The sequence below is a fragment of the Mesorhizobium sp. 128a genome (assembly GCF_053848025.1).
Window position 1 is genome coordinate 1 of sequence record NZ_JBSPKY010000040.1, and the last position, 21,922, is coordinate 21,922.

Consider the following 21,922-nt stretch of genomic DNA (forward strand, 5'->3'; position numbering starts at 1 on the left):
CCGCGACTTAGTGAAACTGCTGTCCGCGATTTAGCGGAACGACTGTCCCGTTTTTGCGAAATACGCAGTCGCTAATGTCGGGCTTGTCCCACGCCAGCCCGAGGTCGGGATATTGGTAGTTCGTGGTATCCGTGATACCTGCCTTGGCGAAGGCAGAACGACGGATGAGGCAGGGCACGCAGTGCCCACATTGCTGGCTCTTGCGCTTCCACTTACCACAGGAGACCGTCGAAAGCGTCGTCTGCGTCAAATCCTTGCCCGCGGCCGCGGGAGGAAATTCGGGCGGAGGTCGCCTCTGAACTCCTCGACCTCCAGGTCAAAATCATCAGGATGATGTTGCCGGGGGCTCTCGTCGGATTGCGAGAGACTAACTTCCTCGCATCTGTCGCGATGTGCGGGATACTTAACACGACGCCGGGGAAGACCCTCAATGAGAAGGAGAAAAATACCATAAAGTACATGGATATCCTCATCCGCGCCGTCGACGATGGGATCGAGGAATACACGCAGGAGGCGCAGCAAGAATTCCAAAGGCTCTTCCAAGAGCGGTGGGCTGCGTATCTCCTGCCTGCCGCATACTTGCTGGGCGAACCGGACACCTACTTCGACCTTGAAAAGCCGTTGTACCAGCGCTTGGCTGACAGGATGGACTTAAAACCGACGCTGGTGGAGTTGATCGAGATGGATTCCCAACTGCGGGGGATCATCAGGGACACGGCGAAGCGCGTCTGGCCATTGATGCAGGACTAAGGCCTCCATGCCGTCGGATCGATGCCCGCTGCTTGCGGCATCGTTGGCTCCCAACCTGTTGCTACCTTTCGTGAATCAAGATGATTGCGAAATTCCGGCCCAACAACGGTGCTCCAGATTCCAATGTGGTTGATATCGGCAACCAAGCGACACTCCGCTGCTGTAGAGGCTGTCCGTTCCAACAGGATCCCACGGAATACCTCGCAAATGCCATTACCGATGAGAAGCCCCAGAGCCGCGCGCCTTCACATCCTTCAGATCGATGGTTTCCCGGACACCTGATCCTCTAAGTCCAATGCCACTCGGGTAGGCATGGATCGTGTATCCCATCTCTCCAGCGATACGCACCAAGTCCGACCGCGTTCCAATTTTCCGCGCAAGTGCAGTGTCGTGCAGCCTAAGCAAATTGAACACACTGCCGCTGGCCACGCCCTCGTAATCGGAAAGCCAGGACCGAGCACGCCGTTCCGCGATAGTCCTCTCGATAAAACCCTCGACTGCGAGCAGTTCGGCTTTTGACAGAATGCCTGAGCGGGAAGGAGCACACTTCTCGCGGGCAGTAAGTGCGCGCTCGCTCGGAACGGTTGGCCGTTGGCCAAGATGGCTGGGACTGGAGACACTCGCGGAGCTCTTTGTCCCTTTGAGTTCGATTCTGTAAGCGGTTACCGGTCGCCCATTCGACCCGGTAGCCTTCCATTTTCGAATGGCATGGCCTTTGGCTTCGACTTCCTTCAGGCAATTGAGGTACGGACCTCCGTTGATGGCCGTCACCTCGGCCGTGGTCGCTCCTTCAGGCCGCAGATATAACGCGACAGCGCGCTGCGTTTTCGTCCCGGGTGAGAACCCTAGTAGCTTGACCGCAATGCGATCATAGTCGGTCAAATCGCCTGCCTGAGATACCTCAACCTCGGTAACCGCTTTGGCCTGGCCCACCTCCTCCGCAGCTATCCCGGAATGTCGGGCAATACTCTCCAATGTCTCGGGCGGCTCCGCAGTCCCTTCGGAGAGTTGGTTGGAGAGTTCTGGGGTGATCCTCTCGTCAAAAGTATCCTTTGCCAGACACTCGTAATCCAATACTGCACCTGTGGTCATCGGCACCGCTATTGCATTCGGATTGCACAGCGATTCAACGGTTCCGAAATATGCGGAGAAGCATCGGCTATCAGTATCAATCTGAATGATCAGCCAGGCAGGCACGGCGCCATACTCGCGCGCAGCTTTCCGGACCTTTTCAGGGTAGATATTGTAGCCGCCGTTTAAGCTTCGGTTCCGCTGGTACTTGTTACGTGCCTTGACGGTGATGAAGTAAAGTGCCGCTTGCCGTTCAGCAAGGAAATCACCGCCCGCATGATTGTGTCTGAGACTGTTGAGGTCTTGGATCGACAGGAACCCTGCCTTTCCGAGTAGCTCCTCAGTCCAGCGCTCACCCAAATCACCCAGCCTCTTTGTTCTGGTCATAAGTAAAGTCCTCCAACCCTTCACACCGCAGGCACCCCTTCATCAGCATCTCGTCCACCACTAGCATTATCCCCAAGGCACCGTGTGGAGGTGTGGAATGCAAGACTAGCCGATCGCCGAAAGAATGCGAGACAGCGCGTTATTTGCCGCCCGCACTTCATGGGTTAACTCGCTCTCCGGTTTCGCTGAACCGGAATAAAACACGACATCCTCATAAGGACTGGAGCCGCGCGTCAGGACGCGCAGCGTGATCGACGTGATTTCCTCGGTCTGCGACTTCGACCCCGTTACCGCCCCTGCCACGGCCCCGAGAGGGCCAAGAAGAGCACCGCCAACGACAGCGCGGCCAAGCTGAGAACCGCGATTGGATTTTATCGACGTCCTGCCCTCCTTCATAACCGAAGCGGAAATGATGTCGGCCTTGGCGATAGTCCGCGATCCGTACTGGCTCGCGACAGTCACGGTTCCAGACGAAGAAACGGAAATACCTTGCGCCCCGTCACGCGAAACGAAGTTCACCCCAGACCCCAGCTTGCCCTCCGTCCTAGCCCGCGCAGCCGCTTTGTCCTGACTATCCCAAATAGCCCCAAACACCCCGAGAACCGCGACAGCGATGCATATCCAGATGAGCCAGTCCATGATTTCCCCTCCTTTTCTTTTCCCAACGACAGTCTTCACAGATCGACCACGTGGACACAAGCGCAGCATGTCCCCTGCTGGCGCCGGAGTCGTCACAACCGGACGCCAAGAGAAGGAAGCCAAGGCCGTAGAGCGCAGCGTGAACGACAGCTTTCGACCCCGTGCGGTCATGGAGAGCAGACGCAATGGACGGCTCGATTGAGCCCGAAGCGCTCATACTTGACCGCATCTTGCTGATCGGCTTCCGATACAGTACGGACTTCCAAGGGGTGTGAAATGGAAGATGATATCTCGGATCGGTCGTTCTATGACGATGGAGAGTGGGTTTCCTGGTCCGACGTGGAAGAACAGCTTCGATACCAGGAATGGCGAGCAAAGTATCCTAATGCGATAAGATCTTTGATTCCGTATTTTCAGGATCTCTTGTCTCTGGCAGAAAGCTACCACGTTGAGACAGGTCGTCATCTCAATGTGTATGGAGACATTGGGGAGCTCTTCGGCGCCATCACCTACGGAATAAAACTGAACAAGAACTATGCGCAGGGTGCTGATGGTAGGCTTGGCAACGATCATGTTGAGATCAAGACCATCACCCCGTTCAAGTCCAAGGACGAGGTTGCCGTGAAGGTGTCAGGTAACTTCAGCAAGCTGCTCGTCGTGAAGATCAACGCGGATTTTGAAGTCTCATCCCGGATGGTCGATCGCTCGAAGCTTCCCAAAACGCCGAACCCTTTCCTCAGGATAAGGTGGGAAGATCTGCGCGTGGCCAAATGACGGGCTTCGTGCGCATTGCATCCATTCCACGTCTTTTCATCGAGCAACTGGCTACCTGCTCAACGACGGTGCGCATGGCGCGATTATCATGACGATCCAAGTCGAGCCGACCTGCGGGTGGTGCCTAGGCAACCCGGCGAACTGCACGTTGACCTAGGCAGGGTTGGAAGTTGACCGCATCTAACGATTTCCCACCATCATCCATCCGCGAGCGCGTCGACGGCAGCTTCCCGCCTAGTGGTCTGGAACCCAAGCCTGATCCCAGGAGCCGCAGTGGCGCGTTCCGGTAAGCGCTGGCGCGCATAGCACGCAAGGGCGTGAGCGGAGCGTCCCTTGAAGGATCGTCTTGAAGACAGCCAACGCTCCTGCGATGCCGATCTCCTACGCCCTACGTCGGGGGGATCGCCAAGCAGCTGCTGGATCCGGGCTACCCGCCGGAGCGGTGCCTCTACCGCCGAAAGAAGCCCCCACAGCTGACTATTACTGCTTCGATGTTGTAGCCGACTGCATCCATCTTATCCAATGGCGTTCGTTGTGGCTTCGGGCATTGACACAATCATTTCCTCGAAAGCCGCAAAGAAATTTGATAGGTTTTCGGCGTCGCCTTTCCTGCCACTATGGTCCCGCTGATCATCAGCAGGATAGTAGATCATTGCAGCTTCTGATGCTCTGATCTCCTCGGCTGAGATATCTGTTACGCCCCAACGTAAATGCTTGTTCTCGCGCCTGCGACCACGCCACCCCAGTTCGTAAAAGCGCTTCATGTAGGTGTTTACGAAGTCCAGATTGCCCGTTTGATTCAGAACTGCCTTGAAACGCGGATTGATCTTGAGCGTCTGACCGCCGTCGATTTTAGTATGACGCTCCAATGCTTTCGCATCCAGTTCTGATGTGCCCACAACCAGAAGAGGGAGCGAACTTCCGCCAACCGGAATAATAGCATCGAATGCGCTGCGCGTTGCCACGTGCCGCTCATTCCAGCCAAGCGCATGAAGCCGAGGATAAACAAGGGTGTCGATCAGATTGCGACAGGCCGGAGATACAAGCGAGCGTAGCCGGGTTGGTGTAACAAGCTGCATTTTCTCCGGCACGAAATCGCTCGTGACATATGCACTCTTTACCGACCCCTGATCGACTCCCGGCCGGAAGTATTTTACGTGCCAATGGAAACCGGTCGGGTCCGGATTGACGACTGCATATGCCACCGGGCCGCCATGCACACTATGCGCAAAGGATTCCGCCGCGGCAAGATCGGATGCATTGAAGTAATCCGACACCAGCATGATTCCAAAGTTCCCGGAACGCAGTCTCTCTGCCATTTTCGATACAATAGAGACCCCCGGGACCGCGTCTGCTTCAACCGCGACCAGCCAGTCGCCGATGCATTCGTCAAGGCTAACTGCGTCCGTGCGAAGGGAAAGCTGAGGTTTGGTCTGCTCGAAGCTTGTAAGGAACCGATGCGTATAACGCACGATCTCCTGCCAGCTCATTGTCATCAGCGCTTTGCGATACCGCGCGAGTTGGCCGTGCCAAACTTGTGTTCCAGATTCGAGCGAGAAATTGAACTTTACCTCGATAAGCCATACCATCCCGGTCTCATCGACGGTCAACAAGTCTGCGCTTCCGTTGCCCCCGCCGCGACCAGCATCATGCAGTGTAAGCTCATGAGCCCAAAACAAAGTATGGGCCGCCGGTTCACCCCGAAACAGAGCAGGGAAGGCTTCGGAATTATCGATAATGCGCTGGTGGAAATCGGCCTCGTTCGCGAAGTGCCGGGACATCAGATTTGCCCAGCAGCAGGACGAGACGGTCCTTGATGGTCGAACGAAGAACACGGCCAGAGGCAACGCTTGGTGCCCTCAGGGGTGATCGTCATGATATCACCACACCTTACTTATGTCGGCGATAATCTGCTCTACAAAAACGCGGCAGATTTGACACCGTTAAGTTAGGGAAGACCAAAATGCAAGAACGCGTGACGGTCGAGACCGGGTCGTTCGGGAGTGCCAGGATCGTAGTGCGGGTATCGAAGCTGTTACCCTGGGGACGGCGTTCGGTGACGTTGTGCTACATTAATCCCTGCATGACTGCTTCAGGTTTGACCGTCCATTGAATGGGCGAATCTCCGACCGTAACGACTGCTCTCGACCCATGGCGGAAGTTCGGTACGCACCCGCCAAGATTGCTCCATGCCAATCCATGCGCCCTATTGCAGAGGAGGCACACGGCTTTGCCGACCGCAAGAACCGGATATCGCATCTTCACCGCCGTATCGAAGGCAGCCCGGGACTCGGAAAGACTGTAGCGCTCAACTGGATAGTCGCCCAGAGTGGAGCTGCCTACTGTGAGGTTGCCCAGCATACCAAGGCTATGAGGCCGATGTTCCTGATGCTGCACGACGCCTACGGCGTCCAAAATGACAGCAAGCACACATACGAACCTTGCTAAGGATTGCATGAACTTTTTGGGCGCCCGATACGGCCCGACGCGTCCCTTGCTGGTGGACGAATATCAGAACTTCACACCCACTGTTTTGCGGGAGCTGCTGCACCTTCAGGAGCGCTGCGGTTTCGCTTTGCTGCTCGCCGGCAACACTCATCGGTTAGCTGGCACGAGGCGTGATATCCACGCTATGGATCAGATCGAAAACCGTATCGGCATGCGTTTCGAAATCGGGCAGCCGTCGCGGGAGGACTGCATGAGGATCGGCGCCGAACACAACGTTGAGGGAGCCGACGCCTACGAAGCGATTGTCATCTACGGTGAGAACACCTCCCTTCGCGCGCTTTGCCACCTTCAGAACTGCGCTGCCGCTACCAGCGACGTCGGGAGCATTCGCCTTCCCCGGATCGAAACCACGCTTCGTGGCATGTCGTGCGGCAGCGATTTGCTCAGGCTTCTGCACGAGCGCCGAAACGACGACGCACACGACCTCCGCAGCCCCGCCTAATTCCGGACAGCGACAGATAATTCTGAACGGCACACTGGAAAAGACGAAGAATCGTGCGTCAGGGCTATCCGCTGTGAGCGTATGGAGGCATGGGGGGCGAAGCTACTTCGGTTCAAAGCTGACCCTCTTTCGGTCCATGGCTAGACAGCCCCGTCCAACAAATTGATTCGCTATCCGACGGTCGGAAGCATACAGAGGGGTCGCCACCGGCCACTGAACGGGCGCCGGTGTTTGGAAGAGTCGATCATGCTTTCGCCCCAAAGGGGTAAGCAAAATGACCTTTAAGCGCACCGCCAATCCAGCCCAAATTAAGATGTTGTCCCTGGTACTGGACGAATATTGCGCCCGGGCAGGGATTGCTGTGAGCGATCCGCTACGGGAACCCTTAGCGAAGCGCCTGATGGGCCTCTTTAGCGCTGGGATCGATCGATCCGAGGAACTGATTGCCGCGATGAACACGACCTATGACGAGTGGCTCGGGGAAGTTGGTGCCGCTGCCACCTATTCCCCCGCGCTCACGTCGCAGATTGATAGCGTTACCGGCGACAACATTTTGCCGTTCTCGGACCGTCGAGGCAAGGCCGCCTAAGTGCGGGTCTTCGGGAGGTCAGCGGCATGGAGCGGCGAACTATCGATCAAGCACTTGAGTTTCTTCGCCAATATAGGGACATTTCGGTGTCGAACTATGCACCGCTCGGTCCTGATGGTGTGGGTGAAGGACGGACGCTTGCGCAAAGCAGCGACCCGCTGGAAATCGCGGCGACGGCCGACATCGCATTGCTGAACTCCGTCATCCGAAAAATGGCTGCCTCGAACTCCAGATGATCGATGGACCGGCACCCGTGGACGACCGATCCCAGGTTTCATGGACTGTCAGCAGCGCGCCATTGGGTTACTTCGGGTCTGAATTTGTCGGCTTTCTAGAAGGCGCCAGCTGCATGCATCGAGCTCCGGCTCTTTGCAAAGGCTCCGGCATGCCTCCGCTCGAAGTCGCTTGATAAGCATAGCCTCGTGGTTTTTTTCAGCCGGAGGCCGCTTTACCGTCTCGACCGACACCGACGCTGCGTTTGCGAGTGGGATTGTTCCCAGCGTAGAAGCGCCGCGACCAACAGGCGGCCCAATGGGGTGTCGGATAGCCAGTAGCAGCAGCTGCTTACAATTTTTGTCGAACGGCTGCGGAAATTCTCTATGTTCCGTGGCCCGGAGACTACGATGGCATTTCGATTCATACACACGGCCGACATTCACCTCGACTCGCCGCTTCGCTCGCTGGCGATGCGAAATCCTGAGTTGGCCGAACTGGTCGGCGACGCTAGCCGGCAGGCGTTCATTTCGATTGTCGACCTCTGCCTCGCCGAGCGCGTCGATGCTCTCGTCATCGCCGGCGATCTTTATGACGGCGATCAGACGTCGATGAAAACGGCGCGGTTCCTGGCGTCTCAGATGACGCGGCTGCACCAGGCCGGCATCAGGGTTTTCAAGATCCGCGGAAACCACGACGCCCTGTCGCGGATATCAAAGCAGCTGGTGTTCCCCGATACGGTCACGATCTTTGCCGGCCGCCCGCAGGCTGTTCTGCAGACCGCTGGTGAACTTGACGTCGTTTTCCACGGATTGAGCTTTGCCCAGCCGAAGGCCCCCGAAAGCCTGCTGGGCAGATACGCGGCTCCTCATGAAGGAGCGGTCAACGTCGGCATCATGCACACCAGTCTCGCCGGGGCGCCAGGGCACGACGTTTATGCGCCGTGCAACGTCGTCGACCTGCACGGGCATGGATTTGACTATTGGGCGCTCGGGCACATTCACGTGCGGAAGGTTCATCCTGGGATGGCCACGGTGGTGATGCCGGGAATGCCGCAGGGCAGGGACATCAACGAGGCTGGAGAAAAATCCGTCACTCTGGTGACGATCCGTGACGATCGTTCCGTTGAGATCGAGGAAAGACTGACGAGCGTCGCGCAATTCGAGCGCGTAGATGCCGACCTTTCCGGAACGGTGGAATTCCCGGAAGTCGTCGGACGGATCCGATCCGCGCTCGAAGTTATCCGGGCTTCTGTCCGATCCCGCCATGCAGTGGTTCGTCTCGCTCTGACAGGTGCGACGGCTTTGTCATGGGCCCTTATCCGGGATAGAGACCTCCTCTTGGCGGAAGCCGAGCAGGCAGCAGAGCAGATCGGCGACACGTGGGTCGAAAAGCTCGAGCTGAGTGTATCGGCGCCCGGAACTGACGCAGCCGAAGGTGCTGCGGATCCAATTGTCGAACTTGCTCAATCGATGCGTACCGATGCCACGTCGGAGGCCTTCCGGGCCGAAGCGAGGGCATTGATCCTGAAAATGATCTCCGATCTGCCGCCCGACGGGCGCGATTTCGCCGGCAAGGACGAAGCCGCCCAAGAGGACTTTCTCGACAGGGTCCTTGCCAGCGGCGCCGACCTGGTGACGGCTCGCCTCAAGGCAGGTGGATCACGATGAGGCTCCGGCGCCTTGACCTCATTCGATATGGAAAATTCACCGACCAGGCGATTGATTTCGGGCCGAAGCCCACGGCCGGGCCTGATTTCCATATCGTGTTCGGGTTGAACGAGGCGGGCAAGTCGACGGCCCTTTCCGGTTATCTCGACCTGTTGTTCGGCATCGAGGAGCGCAGCCGATACAATTTCCTGCATGAATACGGCGCAATGCGGGTCGGCGGTGTGCTGGAGCTCGCAGGAGAAGAGCACACCTTCTCGCGCACGAAACAACGGAACAATTCTCTGTTGAACGCAGCGGGCCAACCGGTGAGCGAAGTGGCAATATCTGCGCATCTCGCTGGTCTGTCCCGCGACGCCTACTCGACCATGTTCTCGCTGGATGATGAGACGTTGGAAGCTGGTGGAAAATCGATCCTTGAGTCGCGCGGAGACCTTGGCAAGCTGCTGTTCACGGCGAGCGCCGGCCTTGGAAATGCGAGTGACACATTGAGCGCGCTTGAGGTTGAAGCTGACGCGATCTACCGGAAGCAGGCGCACGGAACGGACCTTGCGATTCTCAAGAAGCGATTGGCGGAACTGAAGTCCGCGAGGGATGCGATCGATACGTTGGCGTCGACCTACGAGACGCTTGAGGCAGAGCGCCTCGACGCGACAGAGCATTATAATCGAAGCATCACTGAACGGTCGACGCTGTCGTCCCGTCTCGATCATATCGCGATGCTTGTTCGTGCGGCCCGGACGCTCGCAGAGATAAAACGCAAGGCAGTGCAACTGGCCGAACTGCCTGACAGTCCTTCACCCTCGGGCATCAGCAGCGGCAATTTCGCGGAAATGATCGATGACGACGCCAGGCTCAGAACGCAGCAGTTGGCAAATTCGGAGGAGATCGAGCGTGTAACAGCGAAGATCGCAGGGGTTGATGTGGACGATGCAATCCTCGCAATTTCTGAGCGGGTGCGTGGGCTGGCCGAGCGCAAGGCCCGCCACGTCGCGGCGGGATTGGACCTACCTAGCCGCAGAACCGAGCTGCAGATACTCGATAGCGCCGTCGCGGCCCACCTTGCCGCGTTGGGAAGGTCCTCTGAGCCAGAGCCTGCGTCATTGCTTCTGCCGGCGGCGGTCGTCGGCACGGTTCGCAATATGCTCGAACAGAGATCCGGGATCGCTACCAGCCTGGCTGTCGCCCGCGACGAAGCCGCCGCAGCCCTGGATGCCCTTCAGATGGCGCGCGAACGGGTCGGCGAGGAACGGTCAGTGCCTGAGCTTGCCAGGGCAAGGGTGAGTTCGGCACTGTCGAAGGCGAGGGCGAGTACGCATCTGAAGGAAATCAAAGAGGCGAGCGAAGCGCAGCACGAAGCCGAAATCCAACTGGCGGCCGCGATCCGCCGGCTGAAACCTTGGTCCGGCGATGCTGCTGAACTTGTCGGGATATCTGTCCCCAGCGCCGAGCAGGTTGATACCTGGAAAAGGCTCGCCTCGGAGCTCGGGAAGAAAAGGGCGGTTGCTTCCGAGCGTCTCGCTGATCATGAGGCTACCCACGGGGCGCTGTCGGCGCGGCTGGGCGCCATTCGCGCCAATGTCGACGTAACCGACGATGCAACCGCCGCCGCCATCCGGCATGAGCGAGACAAGGCTTGGGCAAGGCATCGGGACAACCTCATAATTGAAACGGCAGACGAATTCGCGGCGACGATGGCGCGCGACGACAGCGTTGGCTCAGTTCGTCTTGGCAACGCGCGTGAGCTCGCCGAGTTACGCACAACGATGCGCAGCCTCGCCGAAACCTCGGCCAACATCTCTCAGGCACGCGAGCAGCACTCGCTGATCGAACAGCAGGTAGACACACTGGCGGCGCAGATTCGCAAAGCGGCGCTGGAGCTGCTTGGGGACGGTTCGGAAGGTTCGCCAGAGCGTCTGATCGAACGGGTCGAGGATCGCATTTCTGCCCGGACCGATGCGCTCTCGGCCTGGGCGGCAATCGAAGCCGCGCAAAGCAAGGCTGCGCGGGCCGGCGAGGAGGCAGATCGGACACGCCTCGAGCTGAGTGCGGCACTTGAGAGTGTCGGCATCCAGTCGGACCAAATCGACAGCCTGGAAACGATCATGGCCGTCACCGAGCGGTTCATGGAAAGGCAGGATAAGTTAGAAGCACAGCGTAACGAGGCAGTCAAAACCCTCAGCGCGAAGGAGGAGGAACTTGCTGCCAGACGGCGCGCTGTGGACGTGGCGGAGCGACGTGAGGAAGAGTGGCTCGCGAGCGTTGGCAGGGCGCTGAAGGGAACCTGGCTTGAGAGCGGTCTGCCAGCGCACGTCGTCGGCAACGTGCTCGATCAGCTGGCCGAGCTGTCCAAGACGCTTCAGGATCGGAACGCAATGCGGCTCCGGATCGAGAAGATGGAAACAGACCAGGCTGACTTCATCGCCGAGGTCACCGCGGCCGCAGCCGCCGTTAGTGAGCCGGCGAATGACGACCCGGAACAGTTTGCGTTACGGCTCACGGAGCGCTTGGAACGCGCGGATCGTGGCCGTGAAGCGAGGGCCAGCCTCGGAAATGACCTCAAGCGCCTCCTGGATGCTCGTGATGTTATCCATCGCGAAGTGGCGATCCATGAGGACCGCAAGAATGAAGTGCTCGGCATGTTCGGCGTAAAAACACTTCCCGAGGTTGTCGAGCGTGACGAGCTGTTGCGTGAAAGAGATCGCCTGCGCGCTGCCGTTGCCGAACTCGAAGAGCAATTGCTGGAGGAACTCACGATTGAAGAGCGCCAGCAGGCGCATTCCATGCTGGACGCTGTCGACTTCGAGGCTCTAGCAATCGAAAAGGCTGAGAGCGAGCAGCGGCTTCGGGACCTCGACGAGATCATACAGCAGCAGCTGATCCGCAAGACACGGGCGACCGACAAGCTGGATGCGATCGGCGGCGACAGCGCTGTCGCAAGGCTTGATGCCGAGCGTCGCACCGTCTTGCTGGAAATGGAGGAAAAGGCCGTCCGCTATATCGAGCTGAAACTGGGCGTTATGTCAGCTCAAAATGCGCTGCGCCTGTACCGAGACCGTCATCGCTCCGGGATGATGGCCCGGGCATCGGATGCTTTTGCACTCATCACACGCGGTCAGTATTCGGGTCTCACAACCCAGCCTGCGAAGGGCGGCGAGGTTCTTATCGCGATGCAGCGCGATGGGCAGTCCAAGGTCGCCGACGCCCTTTCAAAAGGTGCGCGTTTTCAACTCTATCTGGCACTGCGCCTTGCAGGCTACTACGAGTTCGCCCAATTCCGGCCGTCCGTGCCGTTCATCGCCGACGACATTATGGAAACCTTTGACCATGTTCGGTCCGAGGAGGTCTTCAGGCTGTTTGGCGAGATGGCAAACGCGGGGCAGGTCATCTACCTCACACATCACAAGCACCTGTACGAAATCGCCAAGCTTGTGGTGCCGGACGTTAGGATTCACGAACTCCGGTAGGTTGGCCAGCCTGGGGCGAGCGTCGAGACCCTTGGCTTCTCAGCGTTAATACGCCACGGCTCCATTGCGGGCTGTTTCGTTTTCAATCCAGCACATCCGGCCCGCAGGGTGTATCCAGCTTGCCATTTCTGCCTCATGAGCCAGGAGGATGATCCGGGCGGCTCGATCATCGCGCCAAAAGCCAGACTTCCAGACTGTAGATATCCTTCTGGTGTAGGGTCTGTGCCTGACCCGAAGGCAGCCTCCAGATGCCGATCCGCGAACGTCGGCTTTGCGCCGGAGATCAGTCGTTCATCAGAGCTGAGCAACTCCCGAAAGCTGTCATCCCTGCGAACCGCACCAAACAATCCCGAGGATTCTGTTGCGTGTCGAGCAGGTTGCTCCATCAGATGGTGCTATGTAGCCCATTTGAGATATTTATCCTTGCCTAGTTACTCCTTTCGACGCGCTCGAATGTTGATTTGGCAGGCATCGAGCATCGATTGTCCGAGATATCACGACTGCCCCTCAATCCGCATGCCAGATATGGGAGGCACGCTACCTGCCCCCTTCTCGTGAACGATCGGTGTTCGGTCTATGATAGGCGCCCGGCTGTCTGCCGTGCACTGTACTCGAATTCCAAGGAAAGCTGTGAGCAGGCACTGACCAGCGGCGGCGGCGACGTCGGGTTTCTCGTTCACCCCCAGATGCTTTCGTCCGCGATGCAAGTCGGAATTGATAGTGCGTTGCGCCAAAAACGAGGCCTGAATGTCGAGCCGGTGGAGATGTGTGGCTCGTTGCTTATCGCATTGCAGGATTTTAACGGCTCCCTCACCGACTGGTTGAACGGAGGCGATCCATTTGCGGATTTTCAAGTGCGTCGGACCGGCACACCCACGAACGCTCAACAAGTTGAACACGTCGCGGCTCGGCTGGAACTTTAGGTGGGAGCTGAAACCACCAATAGGTGACCTTGGGATGGGGTCTACATCGATGACTATGGCTATGATGACCCTAACGTCAGCTTCAACATGTCAGAACCGCTTCTCGAGGATCAGGCAGTCCGATTTGGCCGGAGGCAAGTTTTGCAAGGAGCTAGTCTTATGCGGCTCGGAAAAAGCTTCTTCCTTTATCGTAACTTTCCGCTTGGCCAAGCCGGACCAAGGATTGAAGCACGTCACGTACCTCGGCGACGGTCTCGTCCGGTGACGTGAACGCGACGGCGATTTCTTCTGCCGACAGGGGCGCTGTCGCACGTGTCATGAGGTCGAGGACAACCCGCGCCTGGTCCAGTCGTGCGACCGGGAACGGGGTCTTCTTCGCCCTGACCTTGGTCGCCAAGATCGCTTGGACACGGTCGCCGCGATGCGCCAGCGGACCGATTTTGTCGATCTGATACTCGGGGCGCAGCCATTTGATGAAGCCCCGGCGCTCTTCGGCGGCCCGGACTTCGTTCAACCGGACAAGGCCGTATAGGATTTGCTCGACGTCAATGTCCCCGTGCCACCCGTAGGATTTCAAGACGGCGGCGTCCAGCCGATCATGAAGCTCTCGCAGGATCACAACACGGCCACGGCTTCGAATGTCCTGATCCTTGCGCGAGACTGCGCTGCCCTTTCGGACAGCTTCAAGAACATTGTAGAGCCCCGTCAAAGACAGGTCGGAATGCTCGGCAAGGACCCGCTTGCGCGTATCATCGAGTTCTTCGGCGATGGCACCTATTTCAGCACGAGCCGACGCACCTGCATCGGGAAGCGGGAAGGGATCGAAGCACAGGGATTTCGAATACCTCGGATCGTTGCCAACGCCCTGACGGCCTCCGGTGCGCAAAGCCCAAGCCACATGTACCTTCGAAGACAGCACGCCGAGATGGAAGGAATCATCCGATGCAATCGCGACCAGCATGTTGTCTGGAAGCACCTCGGCCTCCATGAACTGGAAGATGCGGTGCTTCATAGTTTCGACGGTGGCGATGTAGCGGGACAAGCCGTGCAATGCTGGCCGGAGTTCCCTTCGTGGCTCGCCGAACCACCACCATTTCTCTCGATATGAGGCCCGATTGTTTCGGTCTCGCTCCGGCTTCACGGTATCCAACAGGTGTTGATAGACCTCGGGGAATTCTCGTCTGACCTCTTCAGCGGCGGTGCCGAACAGGTCTATAACCATCACACCACGCGGCCGTGATGTCAGATCCTTGCCGTTTCGGTATTCGCGGATATGCCGATCGAGGCCCGACCGCTTCCCAAGCCCGAGGTCAAAGGCCCTTTCACGCGTGATGATGAAGCCATTTCCATGCAGCTTCACGCCCGGTGAGCAGATCGCATCGTTAGCCACCAGTGCCTTCGATTTGGTGACATCTACGCCGATCGTGAGGTCGGGATTGATCTTCCCTTCATGTTCAGCGAACTCGATCTTGGGCTCATCGGTATCAAGGTGTGCCTCTTTCGTCACGATGCGCACAACCCCATCCCGTTCGCCAGCTTCAGCAACGGTCATGGCAATCCTGACCGCGGCGGCATCTTTTGACGCCTTGGTCCATGGATGGTCCGGAATGGCGAACACGAGGGAAATTGGCGAGGGGCCGGCCAGATGTCTCTCGAGGACTCGTCGCTGGAATACCTGCGTTATCGAGTTCGTGGTAACGAAACCGAAGCGGCGCAGCCGAGTTTCCTTCCTAACGAGCAGATCGGCTGACCGATCCCACCAGTACATCACGAAATCCGCTGCAGGATTCATCTGCGGGTTGGCACCCCATAAGGCTTCGGCGTAACCCGCGCCCAGCCGCCCGCGGATATCCTTCCCGCCGATGAACGGGGGGTTGCCGACGATGAAGTCGGCCTCCGGCCAGTCGGCGCTGATCGCGTTCGGATAGAAGTTGGTTTCGTTGCCTTGACCGTCGGGCACGGGCTTGCCGGACGCATCGCGCTTGAGATGCGGATGGGGATAGCCCGCCCAGGTGATCAACGCATCCTTCGCGTGAACATGGTCGCTGCTGCCCAATACCGGTTCGGAAGGCACGGTAGACCGGGTCCGCATGTGCCACTGGATGTATCCGATCCAGAGCACCAACTCCGCAATCTCAACCGCCCGCCTGTTGATTTCCATGCCGAAGAACTGCTCCGGCTTCACCGAAATGTTAGCGACGCGTGCGACCGCTTCGTCGCCGCCGATATCCTGCAATTGCTTGAGCGCCTCGCCTTCCAACTGCTTCATCCGACGGAGGGCGACGTACAGGAAATTTCCCGTGCCACATGCCGGATCGAGTACCCGCACGGACGCTAGGTGCCTAAGGAAGTCTTCAACCTCGTGGGTGGCGGCCGCCTTTGAGCCGTGGCGAATCGCACGCTCGGCAGCCGATTGATGGCCGATCCAGTCTTTAGTGAGGGGTTCGACGATCGTGGCATCCACAACCCGTTCGACATAGGCGCGAGGCGTGTAGTGCGCACCGAGACGCTTGCGCTCGATCGGGTCCAGCGCCTGTTCGAACAGAGCGCCGAATATTGCAGGCTCCAGATCGCGCCAATCGGCATCCGAGGCATCGCGAAGAAGGCGTATTTCGGCCTTGGTCAGCGGAAGCGACGCGGCATTCTTGAAGAGTTTGCCGTTGAATCGAAGCAGTCTCTCGCCGATGCCAGGCGAATAGTCTCCGCGATCCATATGCCGCCAGAGATCATCGATTTCGAAGGTAAACCGCGTCGGATCGTCGAGGCACTTCGTCAGAAGCTCCGTGAAACCCTTCTTGCGAAGCAGCCCCACGTCCTCGACGAACATCGTGAAGAGGCACCGCATGAGGAAAACTGCTACGCTACCGGCCTCGAAGCCTCGTCCTTCAAGGGCCTTCGAGATTTCTGCCAACTGCCCGGCAATCTCTCTGGTAACCTTGGCCGTCTTCTGTGCTGGGTCAAGCGATTGAGGTTGTTCCCATACCGCACGCAGCAGTTCTCGGGTATCCGAACTGGCTAGCTGGCTGAGTTCGATGCGAAACTGCCGCGCATCGGGAAACTGGGCATAGTGGCGTCCGTGACCGGAAAAATCAGCGTAGAGTTCGACAGCTCGCCCCACGTCGCAGGCTATGATGAAGGGTGGATATGGATGGTCGGAAGGCAACGACGCTGCATATCGCTCGGCCTGCCGGCGGGCCTGGACCATAACGTGATCGAGACCAGGCAATGCCGTGCCGGCGGGTCCACCCTCCGCCATCACGAATAGGTCTGCCTGGCCTTCGGGCACCGCTTTCTTGCCGCCACGGAGGCGGCTCTGCTTTGCCTCTAGGATAAAGCACCCGCGCTTGTAGAGATCGATGCGCCCAGCTTCGGTTGTCCCGTCCGGACGTTTTCTTTCAACGCGCCGTTCGAACACGTAGTCGTTGAAGTCATGGGCGGCCAGTGCAGGATCGGGTCGCTTGACTCCAATCACATCACAAAGCTCTGCCAAGAAAAGAGAATAATTTGCTCTCTCTTGACCTCCGTCAAGATTGGCCCATCGCCCGATGAAATTGGCGATCGTTAATAGTCCATCAATATTTTCGCCGTGTCCCACGCAGTAAAGTGACATGGCGTAGTTACTAAACCGATAAAGGGGGAGACCCCGTGCGCGACGTGCGAGCTGGTTTTAACGGCGCAGTCTTTTGGTAAGAACGGATTGATACGGACGACTACTTCTACGCAGCTCAATCGACGGCCATGAGCACATTACTCGGCCGCTTTCTGATAAGTTCGCCATGAAGCGTCAGCTCGCGGCCCAAACCAAGACCTCCGACCCATGCCGCTGATCGCTGTCCCTTGGGGTGCGAAACTTGCTTCCAGATTCGGGTAGCAAAGCCGCCTTCGGGTTCGATGTTCATGCTCTGTACTTCGAAAGTCGCATAAAAGGCAGTGTGGTGTGATGTCCGGAATTATCTGGCATTTCGTGGGGTTTACCAGTCCGGAATTATGGCTTGCGTGTGTGTGGCCTATGTGATTGAAAACAAGAGCGTTTTCAGGCCGAGGGTAGGAGTTTCTGATCCTAAGACCAGGTTTACCAATGGCCTCAATTACATTTAATTCTGGACTGGCATTAAGCAGTTGGATTTGCATGGAATCTAGCCGCCCTTGTTGGTAAACCCGCTTACGGTCGGCAGCTGATTGGTCAACCCATGACCCCAGGATTGGTAAACCAAGACCGCAGCCCTGTCGGGCCAAGGCCCAACTCTCCCTTCCACTGTCACCGGTCACCCTTCCACACCCTCGCGAAACGAACTGCGGCCAGTGGCTGACATCCGTAAGGCTTCCTGAGGCCGCGTGGAGATCCAAGGTTTGGCTGTCACGCCAGGGATAACTCGAGCTGCTACCCGGTGGTTTCCGTTCCGCCGCTAGGGACTAGCGCACGATGTCGAGGAAAGAATTCGTCCCACTCAACCTGCTCGCCAAGTCGGCAGGAATCTCGCGGCAGGCAGTTTGGAGGGCTTGCCAGCGTGGCCACTGGCGAGGGCACGCCCTGGAGGTGCGCGTTGTTCAGGGTAAGGGTGGCAACGCGGGCAAGCATTATCTCGTCAGTTTGGCTTCACTCCCACCCGAGTTGCAACTCCGGTTGAAGCCCATTGAAACGACGGTTCAAAATGGTCCGAAGCCGATTATATGCCGAGGCCGGCACGGCCGAGCCGACAAAGGCAAGAAACGCGTAGTCATCAGTCGGCAGTGGGATGCTTTGGTACCCTTCGACCCTGGCACAAAGGCCAAAATTGCAGAGGACCTAAAACAGGAAATCCGAGGGCTTTTGGCAGCCGGCGCAGCTTTTGGGGACACGTCAAGCTATTGGCCCGTAACTTCCTGGTTGAGACGACCAGGTCATGGGGGTTCCGCCCTCGCGATTTTTCGAGTTTCGAGCAAGCTTGTGCGATCCCGTGGACGCTCGTTTCGGAAGAGCTACATTATCGGAAAGTCCACCAGTTCCGCACCAACCGCAAAGCCTACGAGGACAGCCGCCCGCGCGGTCGGCGCTCTATCGAAGGCATGCGCCCGATGGAATTGGTCGTCGGAGACGTGCACCCGATCGACATCCACCTGACGCGGGCTGAGGGCTCAATTTGTACAGCGAAGTTGATCGCGTTTCTCGATTGGGCGACTGGCCGCGTCTGGTGTGATCTGATCGCATTTGACAAGCGCGGCGGCGTCAACAATCGTGACGTGATCGAAGTCTTCGCGGCCATGGTGGAGCATCCTGCCTTTGGCCTGCCTGAAGCCCTCTACATCGATAACGGCAAGGAATATGGGTTCGCGACGTACCTGGACGCCGCAAGGACACTGACGGTGCCCGGATTCCATGGGCCGGCTCGCACGGTGAGGGTTGTCAACGCCTTGCCTTACAACGCCCCGGCAAAGCCAAACGAACGCTGGTTCGGGGACTTCGAGTCTCGCTATCTGAGCTCAGTACCGGGCTGGATTTCCGGCAACCGTATGAACAAGCGCCAGGAGGCGATCGGCCGGACGGTTGCGCCCTATGGCACCTTCGAAGATTTCGTTCCGGCGTTCTTCGGTCTCCTAAAGGCCTATCACAGCATGCCCACGGGAAAGCAGAGCGGCCTCAAGGGGCTTTCGCCCAACGCCATTTTTCAACAGCACGTTGCTACAGGGTGGTCAGCGATCACCATGAGCCGGGATGAGGTCCACGCGTCTGTAGCGCGCCGCGTCGAGCGCACTGTGATTCAAGGCGCGTTTCAGATCCGTGGGCGTCGGTGGTCCTGCGAACAGCTGTGGCAGTATACGCACGATAAGGTTCTGGTCTGCGAGCCGGTCTATCATGCGCCGGCCGAGCTAGTTGTGCTGGACATGAAGGGCAACAGGCTCGGGATCGCCACCCCCGATGTTGCACTTCATCCGCTTGACCATCGGGGCGCCCAAAGCACGGCAGCACGGGCGAGGGCGCATCGCAGCGCGATCGTGGAGATGGCTCGCTCGGTCCCGAAAATCGACGTTGCAGCTCGGCTGATAGCGCTTGGTCAGGCTCAACCTGAGATCATCCCCAACGAGCCGGCGGGCAAAGTATTGCTCGATCCGTCTGATCGGCCGGCGCGGATCGTGATGCCGAAGAAGCCATCGAACTCCGAAGAGCGCCGACGCGAACAGGACGAGCGCATAGCCGCTCAGATGGACCTAGTGAAGAGGATCGTCGGATGACGATGTTTGTTGAGACTCGCGCTGCGCTCACTGTGCGCGCCGCCTTCGATACCGCGGTCAAGATGCGATATCCGGTGCTTGCGGTCGGCAAAGCCGGACTCGGAAAGACTGTAGCGCTCAACTGGATAGCCGCCCAGAGTGGAGCTGCCTATTGTGAGGTTGCGCAGCATACCAAGGCTATCAGGCCGATGTTCCTGATGCTGCACGACGCCTACGGCGTCCAAAAGGACAGCAAGCACACATACGACCTTGCGAAGGATTGCATGAACTTTCTGGGCTCCCGATACGGCCCGACGCGTCCGTTGCTGGTAGACGAATATCAAAACTTCACACCCACTGTTTTGCGTGAGCTGCTGCACCTTCAGGAGCACTGCGGTTTCGCTTTGCTGCTTGCCGGCAACACTCATCGATTAGCGGGGACGAGGCGTGATACCCACGCTATGGATCAGATCGAAAGCCGCATCGGCATGCGTTTCGAGATCAGGCAGCCGACGCGGGAGGACTGCGAGAGGATAGGCGCCGAACACAACGTTGAGGGAGCCGACGCCTACGAAGCAATCGCCACCTACGGTCAGAACACCTCCCTTCGCGCGCTTTGCCAACTCCTCCATAACTGCGCAGCCGTTACCAACGGCGTTGGCAGCATTCGTCTTTCCCGGATCGAGACCACGCTTCGTGTCATGTTGTGCGGCACTGAGGCGCTCAAGCTCCTACACGAGCGCCGAAACGACTTCGCACACGACGTCAGCGGCCCCACTTAATTCCGGACGAAGACAGATAATTCCGGACATCACACTGGAATTCAAACCCGAGAGCACATTCGCGCGCATGATTTCGAGTAACGCCGCGATCTTTTATCCGCAACCTTGCATTTGACGGATGCAGTGGTGCTACGCTTGCAGAGCCCCGGAGTGTCTCCACACGGCAATCCTTCGTCGTGAGCCGATGCTATCGTGCAAGTTTCGCAGCACTCCGAGTGGCTAGATCGACTAAGACAGCATGAAGAAGCGTTCCAACTTCTTGTTCGGCGAGCCCGGGTGCAATTCCTGATTCGGACAGTTGAACGAGAATTGTCTTGGCGGTGCTGCGCCAGAAGGCATTCGCGTCCTCCCCGTTCTTGGACTCCAGGACCCGGGCGATACCTTCGACCAGTTTCCGCCGCCGATGCAGCGGAAACGCGCTTACGTTTGAATCACACATCGATCACCTCACGCCTTCCGTCTCGCGAATAAGCATTGGCGGGTTAGAAAATTTGGTTAACAGCGCTTTTTGACAACGGTCAGGCTCGGTGGACGGTGCTGCATACAGCCACTGGTCGCGGCGGATGGTCGAGTTTGAGTTCCTGTTCAAGAACTCATTGGCGATGATGGGCCGCGAGGGATCGCGCGGGGAGTGATTTGGGCAGGCAGGCTCTTGGTCTTGATCAGAACCAACCCGCTACATTGCGACCTGGCTGCCGATTTCAGGTGGCCCATTCCATGGACGAGGCCGATTCGGCCGAATCGACGTCCAGCTATTTGATTTGCTGGGAGCGCCAGGTCGGGAGGAAATCTCCCGATTGTAGCGGGCATCCTGTTCTTTTCGAGGTGTCTATGAAGGATTCGCGCATTCCCGAGAGAGTCTTGACGGCTACGTCAGAGGGGACCCACATCATCCGCGCTTATCGGGAGCACCTTGGATATTCGATCGAGGATCTGGCGGTGGCGTGCGGGCTAGCCGCTGAGGAAATCCAGAACATCGAGTCGGGTCTGAGGTACAACAAGGGCTATCGGGATCGGATCGGGAGATCGCTGTCCCTACCTGTGGGAATTCTTGAGGCGGAGTCGGACATATTGGACGCTGCGTGATCAGTGGGTTATCCGCAAGTGTTTCGAATACCCGCTTCCTTGTGAGTGTAGTTTGCGACTGATAGTCGAAGCATTGAACCATGCGCTTCCGACCAGATGGATGGAATGTTGCAGGGTGCTGCCGAGATGCTTGATTCCCCTCCCTGAGATGGTCGGCCGAGAATACGGCCCAAAGGACTGCGGGCTTTTGACCGGCCCCCAAATCACCTTTGCCTATCCTGCCCGCCTGTCTTCGTCTTCGAAAGACAACGTCAGCGTTTCGTGCAACTTGCCGGGTGCCGTCTTTGCCAAAACTAATACCGTATACTGGCGTGCGACCACTGATCGCTTTAAGCGGCTCGCCCGTGCGTGAGGCCCGGGCTTATGCCCGATGCACTCGCACGCGGATTGTAGCATATCCCCTTTGCATGCCAGCCTCCGGGAACACGCAGCTAG

The 21,922-nt window shown here is 58.1% G+C and carries 17 protein-coding genes; 10 read left to right on the forward strand and 7 right to left on the reverse strand.

Annotated elements, in window-relative coordinates:
- Positions 1 to 7: 7 nt before the first annotated feature.
- Positions 8 to 250, reverse strand: coding sequence for a hypothetical protein (locus ACWTU9_RS32030; RefSeq protein WP_455861811.1), 243 nt, complete (start codon positions 248 to 250; stop codon positions 8 to 10).
- 209 nt (positions 251 to 459) lie between these two features.
- Between ACWTU9_RS32030 and ACWTU9_RS32035 the strand changes: the two genes are divergently transcribed.
- A complete protein-coding gene (locus ACWTU9_RS32035; RefSeq protein WP_455861812.1) occupies positions 460 to 750 on the forward strand; it encodes a hypothetical protein in 291 nt (96 codons plus the stop codon).
- A gap of 213 nt (positions 751 to 963) precedes the next feature.
- On the opposite strand, the gene ACWTU9_RS32040 is transcribed toward ACWTU9_RS32035, so the two are convergent.
- Together ACWTU9_RS32040 and ACWTU9_RS32045 are read right to left on the reverse strand one after the other, a co-directional pair.
- Complete coding sequence (locus ACWTU9_RS32040) at positions 964 to 2,208, reverse strand: hypothetical protein (RefSeq protein WP_455861813.1); 1,245 nt, start codon at positions 2,206 to 2,208, stop codon at positions 964 to 966.
- Positions 2,209 to 2,313: 105 nt separating this feature from the next.
- Positions 2,314 to 2,847 carry a hypothetical protein gene (locus ACWTU9_RS32045; RefSeq protein ID WP_455861814.1) on the reverse strand — a complete coding sequence of 178 codons (534 nt, stop codon included), beginning with the start codon at positions 2,845 to 2,847 and terminating at the stop codon, positions 2,314 to 2,316.
- 276 nt (positions 2,848 to 3,123) lie between these two features.
- Between ACWTU9_RS32045 and ACWTU9_RS32050 the strand changes: the two genes are divergently transcribed.
- A complete protein-coding gene (locus ACWTU9_RS32050) occupies positions 3,124 to 3,621 on the forward strand; it encodes a hypothetical protein (protein WP_455861815.1) in 498 nt (165 codons plus the stop codon).
- Positions 3,622 to 4,136: 515 nt separating this feature from the next.
- On the opposite strand, the gene ACWTU9_RS32055 is transcribed toward ACWTU9_RS32050, so the two are convergent.
- Complete coding sequence (locus ACWTU9_RS32055) at positions 4,137 to 5,402, reverse strand: hypothetical protein (RefSeq protein ID WP_455861816.1); 1,266 nt, start codon at positions 5,400 to 5,402, stop codon at positions 4,137 to 4,139.
- A 674-nt stretch (positions 5,403 to 6,076) separates the two neighbouring features.
- Here ACWTU9_RS32055 and ACWTU9_RS32060 point away from each other — a divergent pair.
- From ACWTU9_RS32060 to ACWTU9_RS32080, 5 genes are all read left to right on the forward strand, one after another.
- The gene (locus tag ACWTU9_RS32060; protein ID WP_455861817.1) at positions 6,077 to 6,571 is read left to right on the forward strand and encodes a hypothetical protein; all 495 of its coding nucleotides are present in this window, start codon (positions 6,077 to 6,079) and stop codon (positions 6,569 to 6,571) included.
- A 274-nt stretch (positions 6,572 to 6,845) separates the two neighbouring features.
- Positions 6,846 to 7,160, forward strand: a complete 315-nt coding sequence (locus ACWTU9_RS32065) for a hypothetical protein (protein WP_455861818.1) — start codon at positions 6,846 to 6,848, stop codon at positions 7,158 to 7,160.
- A gap of 26 nt (positions 7,161 to 7,186) precedes the next feature.
- Positions 7,187 to 7,396, forward strand: coding sequence for a hypothetical protein (locus tag ACWTU9_RS32070; protein WP_455861819.1), 210 nt, complete (start codon positions 7,187 to 7,189; stop codon positions 7,394 to 7,396).
- 387 nt (positions 7,397 to 7,783) lie between these two features.
- The gene (locus tag ACWTU9_RS32075) at positions 7,784 to 9,043 is read left to right on the forward strand and encodes a metallophosphoesterase family protein (protein WP_455861826.1); all 1,260 of its coding nucleotides are present in this window, start codon (positions 7,784 to 7,786) and stop codon (positions 9,041 to 9,043) included.
- Positions 9,040 to 12,507 carry an AAA family ATPase gene (locus ACWTU9_RS32080; RefSeq protein WP_455861820.1) on the forward strand — a complete coding sequence of 1,156 codons (3,468 nt, stop codon included), beginning with the start codon at positions 9,040 to 9,042 and terminating at the stop codon, positions 12,505 to 12,507. The genes ACWTU9_RS32075 and ACWTU9_RS32080 overlap by 4 nt, the downstream gene beginning before the upstream one ends.
- 1,080 nt (positions 12,508 to 13,587) lie before the next feature.
- On the opposite strand, the gene ACWTU9_RS32085 is transcribed toward ACWTU9_RS32080, so the two are convergent.
- Entirely contained in the window at positions 13,588 to 17,040 is a 3,453-nt protein-coding gene (locus tag ACWTU9_RS32085) for a class I SAM-dependent DNA methyltransferase (RefSeq protein WP_455861821.1), read from the reverse strand.
- Positions 17,041 to 17,155: 115 nt separating this feature from the next.
- Positions 17,156 to 17,329 (reverse strand): hypothetical protein, encoded by a 174-nt coding sequence (locus ACWTU9_RS32090; protein ID WP_455861822.1) that lies wholly within the window; start codon positions 17,327 to 17,329, stop codon positions 17,156 to 17,158.
- A gap of 949 nt (positions 17,330 to 18,278) precedes the next feature.
- On the opposite strand from ACWTU9_RS32090, the gene ACWTU9_RS32095 reads away from it, so the two are divergent.
- Together ACWTU9_RS32095 and ACWTU9_RS32100 are read left to right on the forward strand one after the other, a co-directional pair.
- Positions 18,279 to 19,640, forward strand: coding sequence for a hypothetical protein (locus tag ACWTU9_RS32095; protein ID WP_455861823.1), 1,362 nt, complete (start codon positions 18,279 to 18,281; stop codon positions 19,638 to 19,640).
- Positions 19,637 to 20,401: an AAA family ATPase gene (locus ACWTU9_RS32100; RefSeq protein WP_455861824.1), complete on the forward strand. Its 765-nt coding sequence runs from the start codon at positions 19,637 to 19,639 to the stop codon at positions 20,399 to 20,401. The genes ACWTU9_RS32095 and ACWTU9_RS32100 overlap by 4 nt, the downstream gene beginning before the upstream one ends.
- Before the next feature lie 187 nt (positions 20,402 to 20,588).
- Here the strand turns inward: ACWTU9_RS32100 and ACWTU9_RS32105 are convergent, their stop codons facing one another.
- A complete protein-coding gene (locus tag ACWTU9_RS32105) occupies positions 20,589 to 20,840 on the reverse strand; it encodes a DUF6074 family protein (RefSeq protein WP_455861825.1) in 252 nt (83 codons plus the stop codon).
- Positions 20,841 to 21,232: 392 nt separating this feature from the next.
- Here ACWTU9_RS32105 and ACWTU9_RS32110 point away from each other — a divergent pair, with 392 nt between their 5' ends.
- Positions 21,233 to 21,487, forward strand: coding sequence for a helix-turn-helix domain-containing protein (locus tag ACWTU9_RS32110; RefSeq protein ID WP_455861827.1), 255 nt, complete (start codon positions 21,233 to 21,235; stop codon positions 21,485 to 21,487).
- Positions 21,488 to 21,922: the final 435 nt, after the last annotated feature.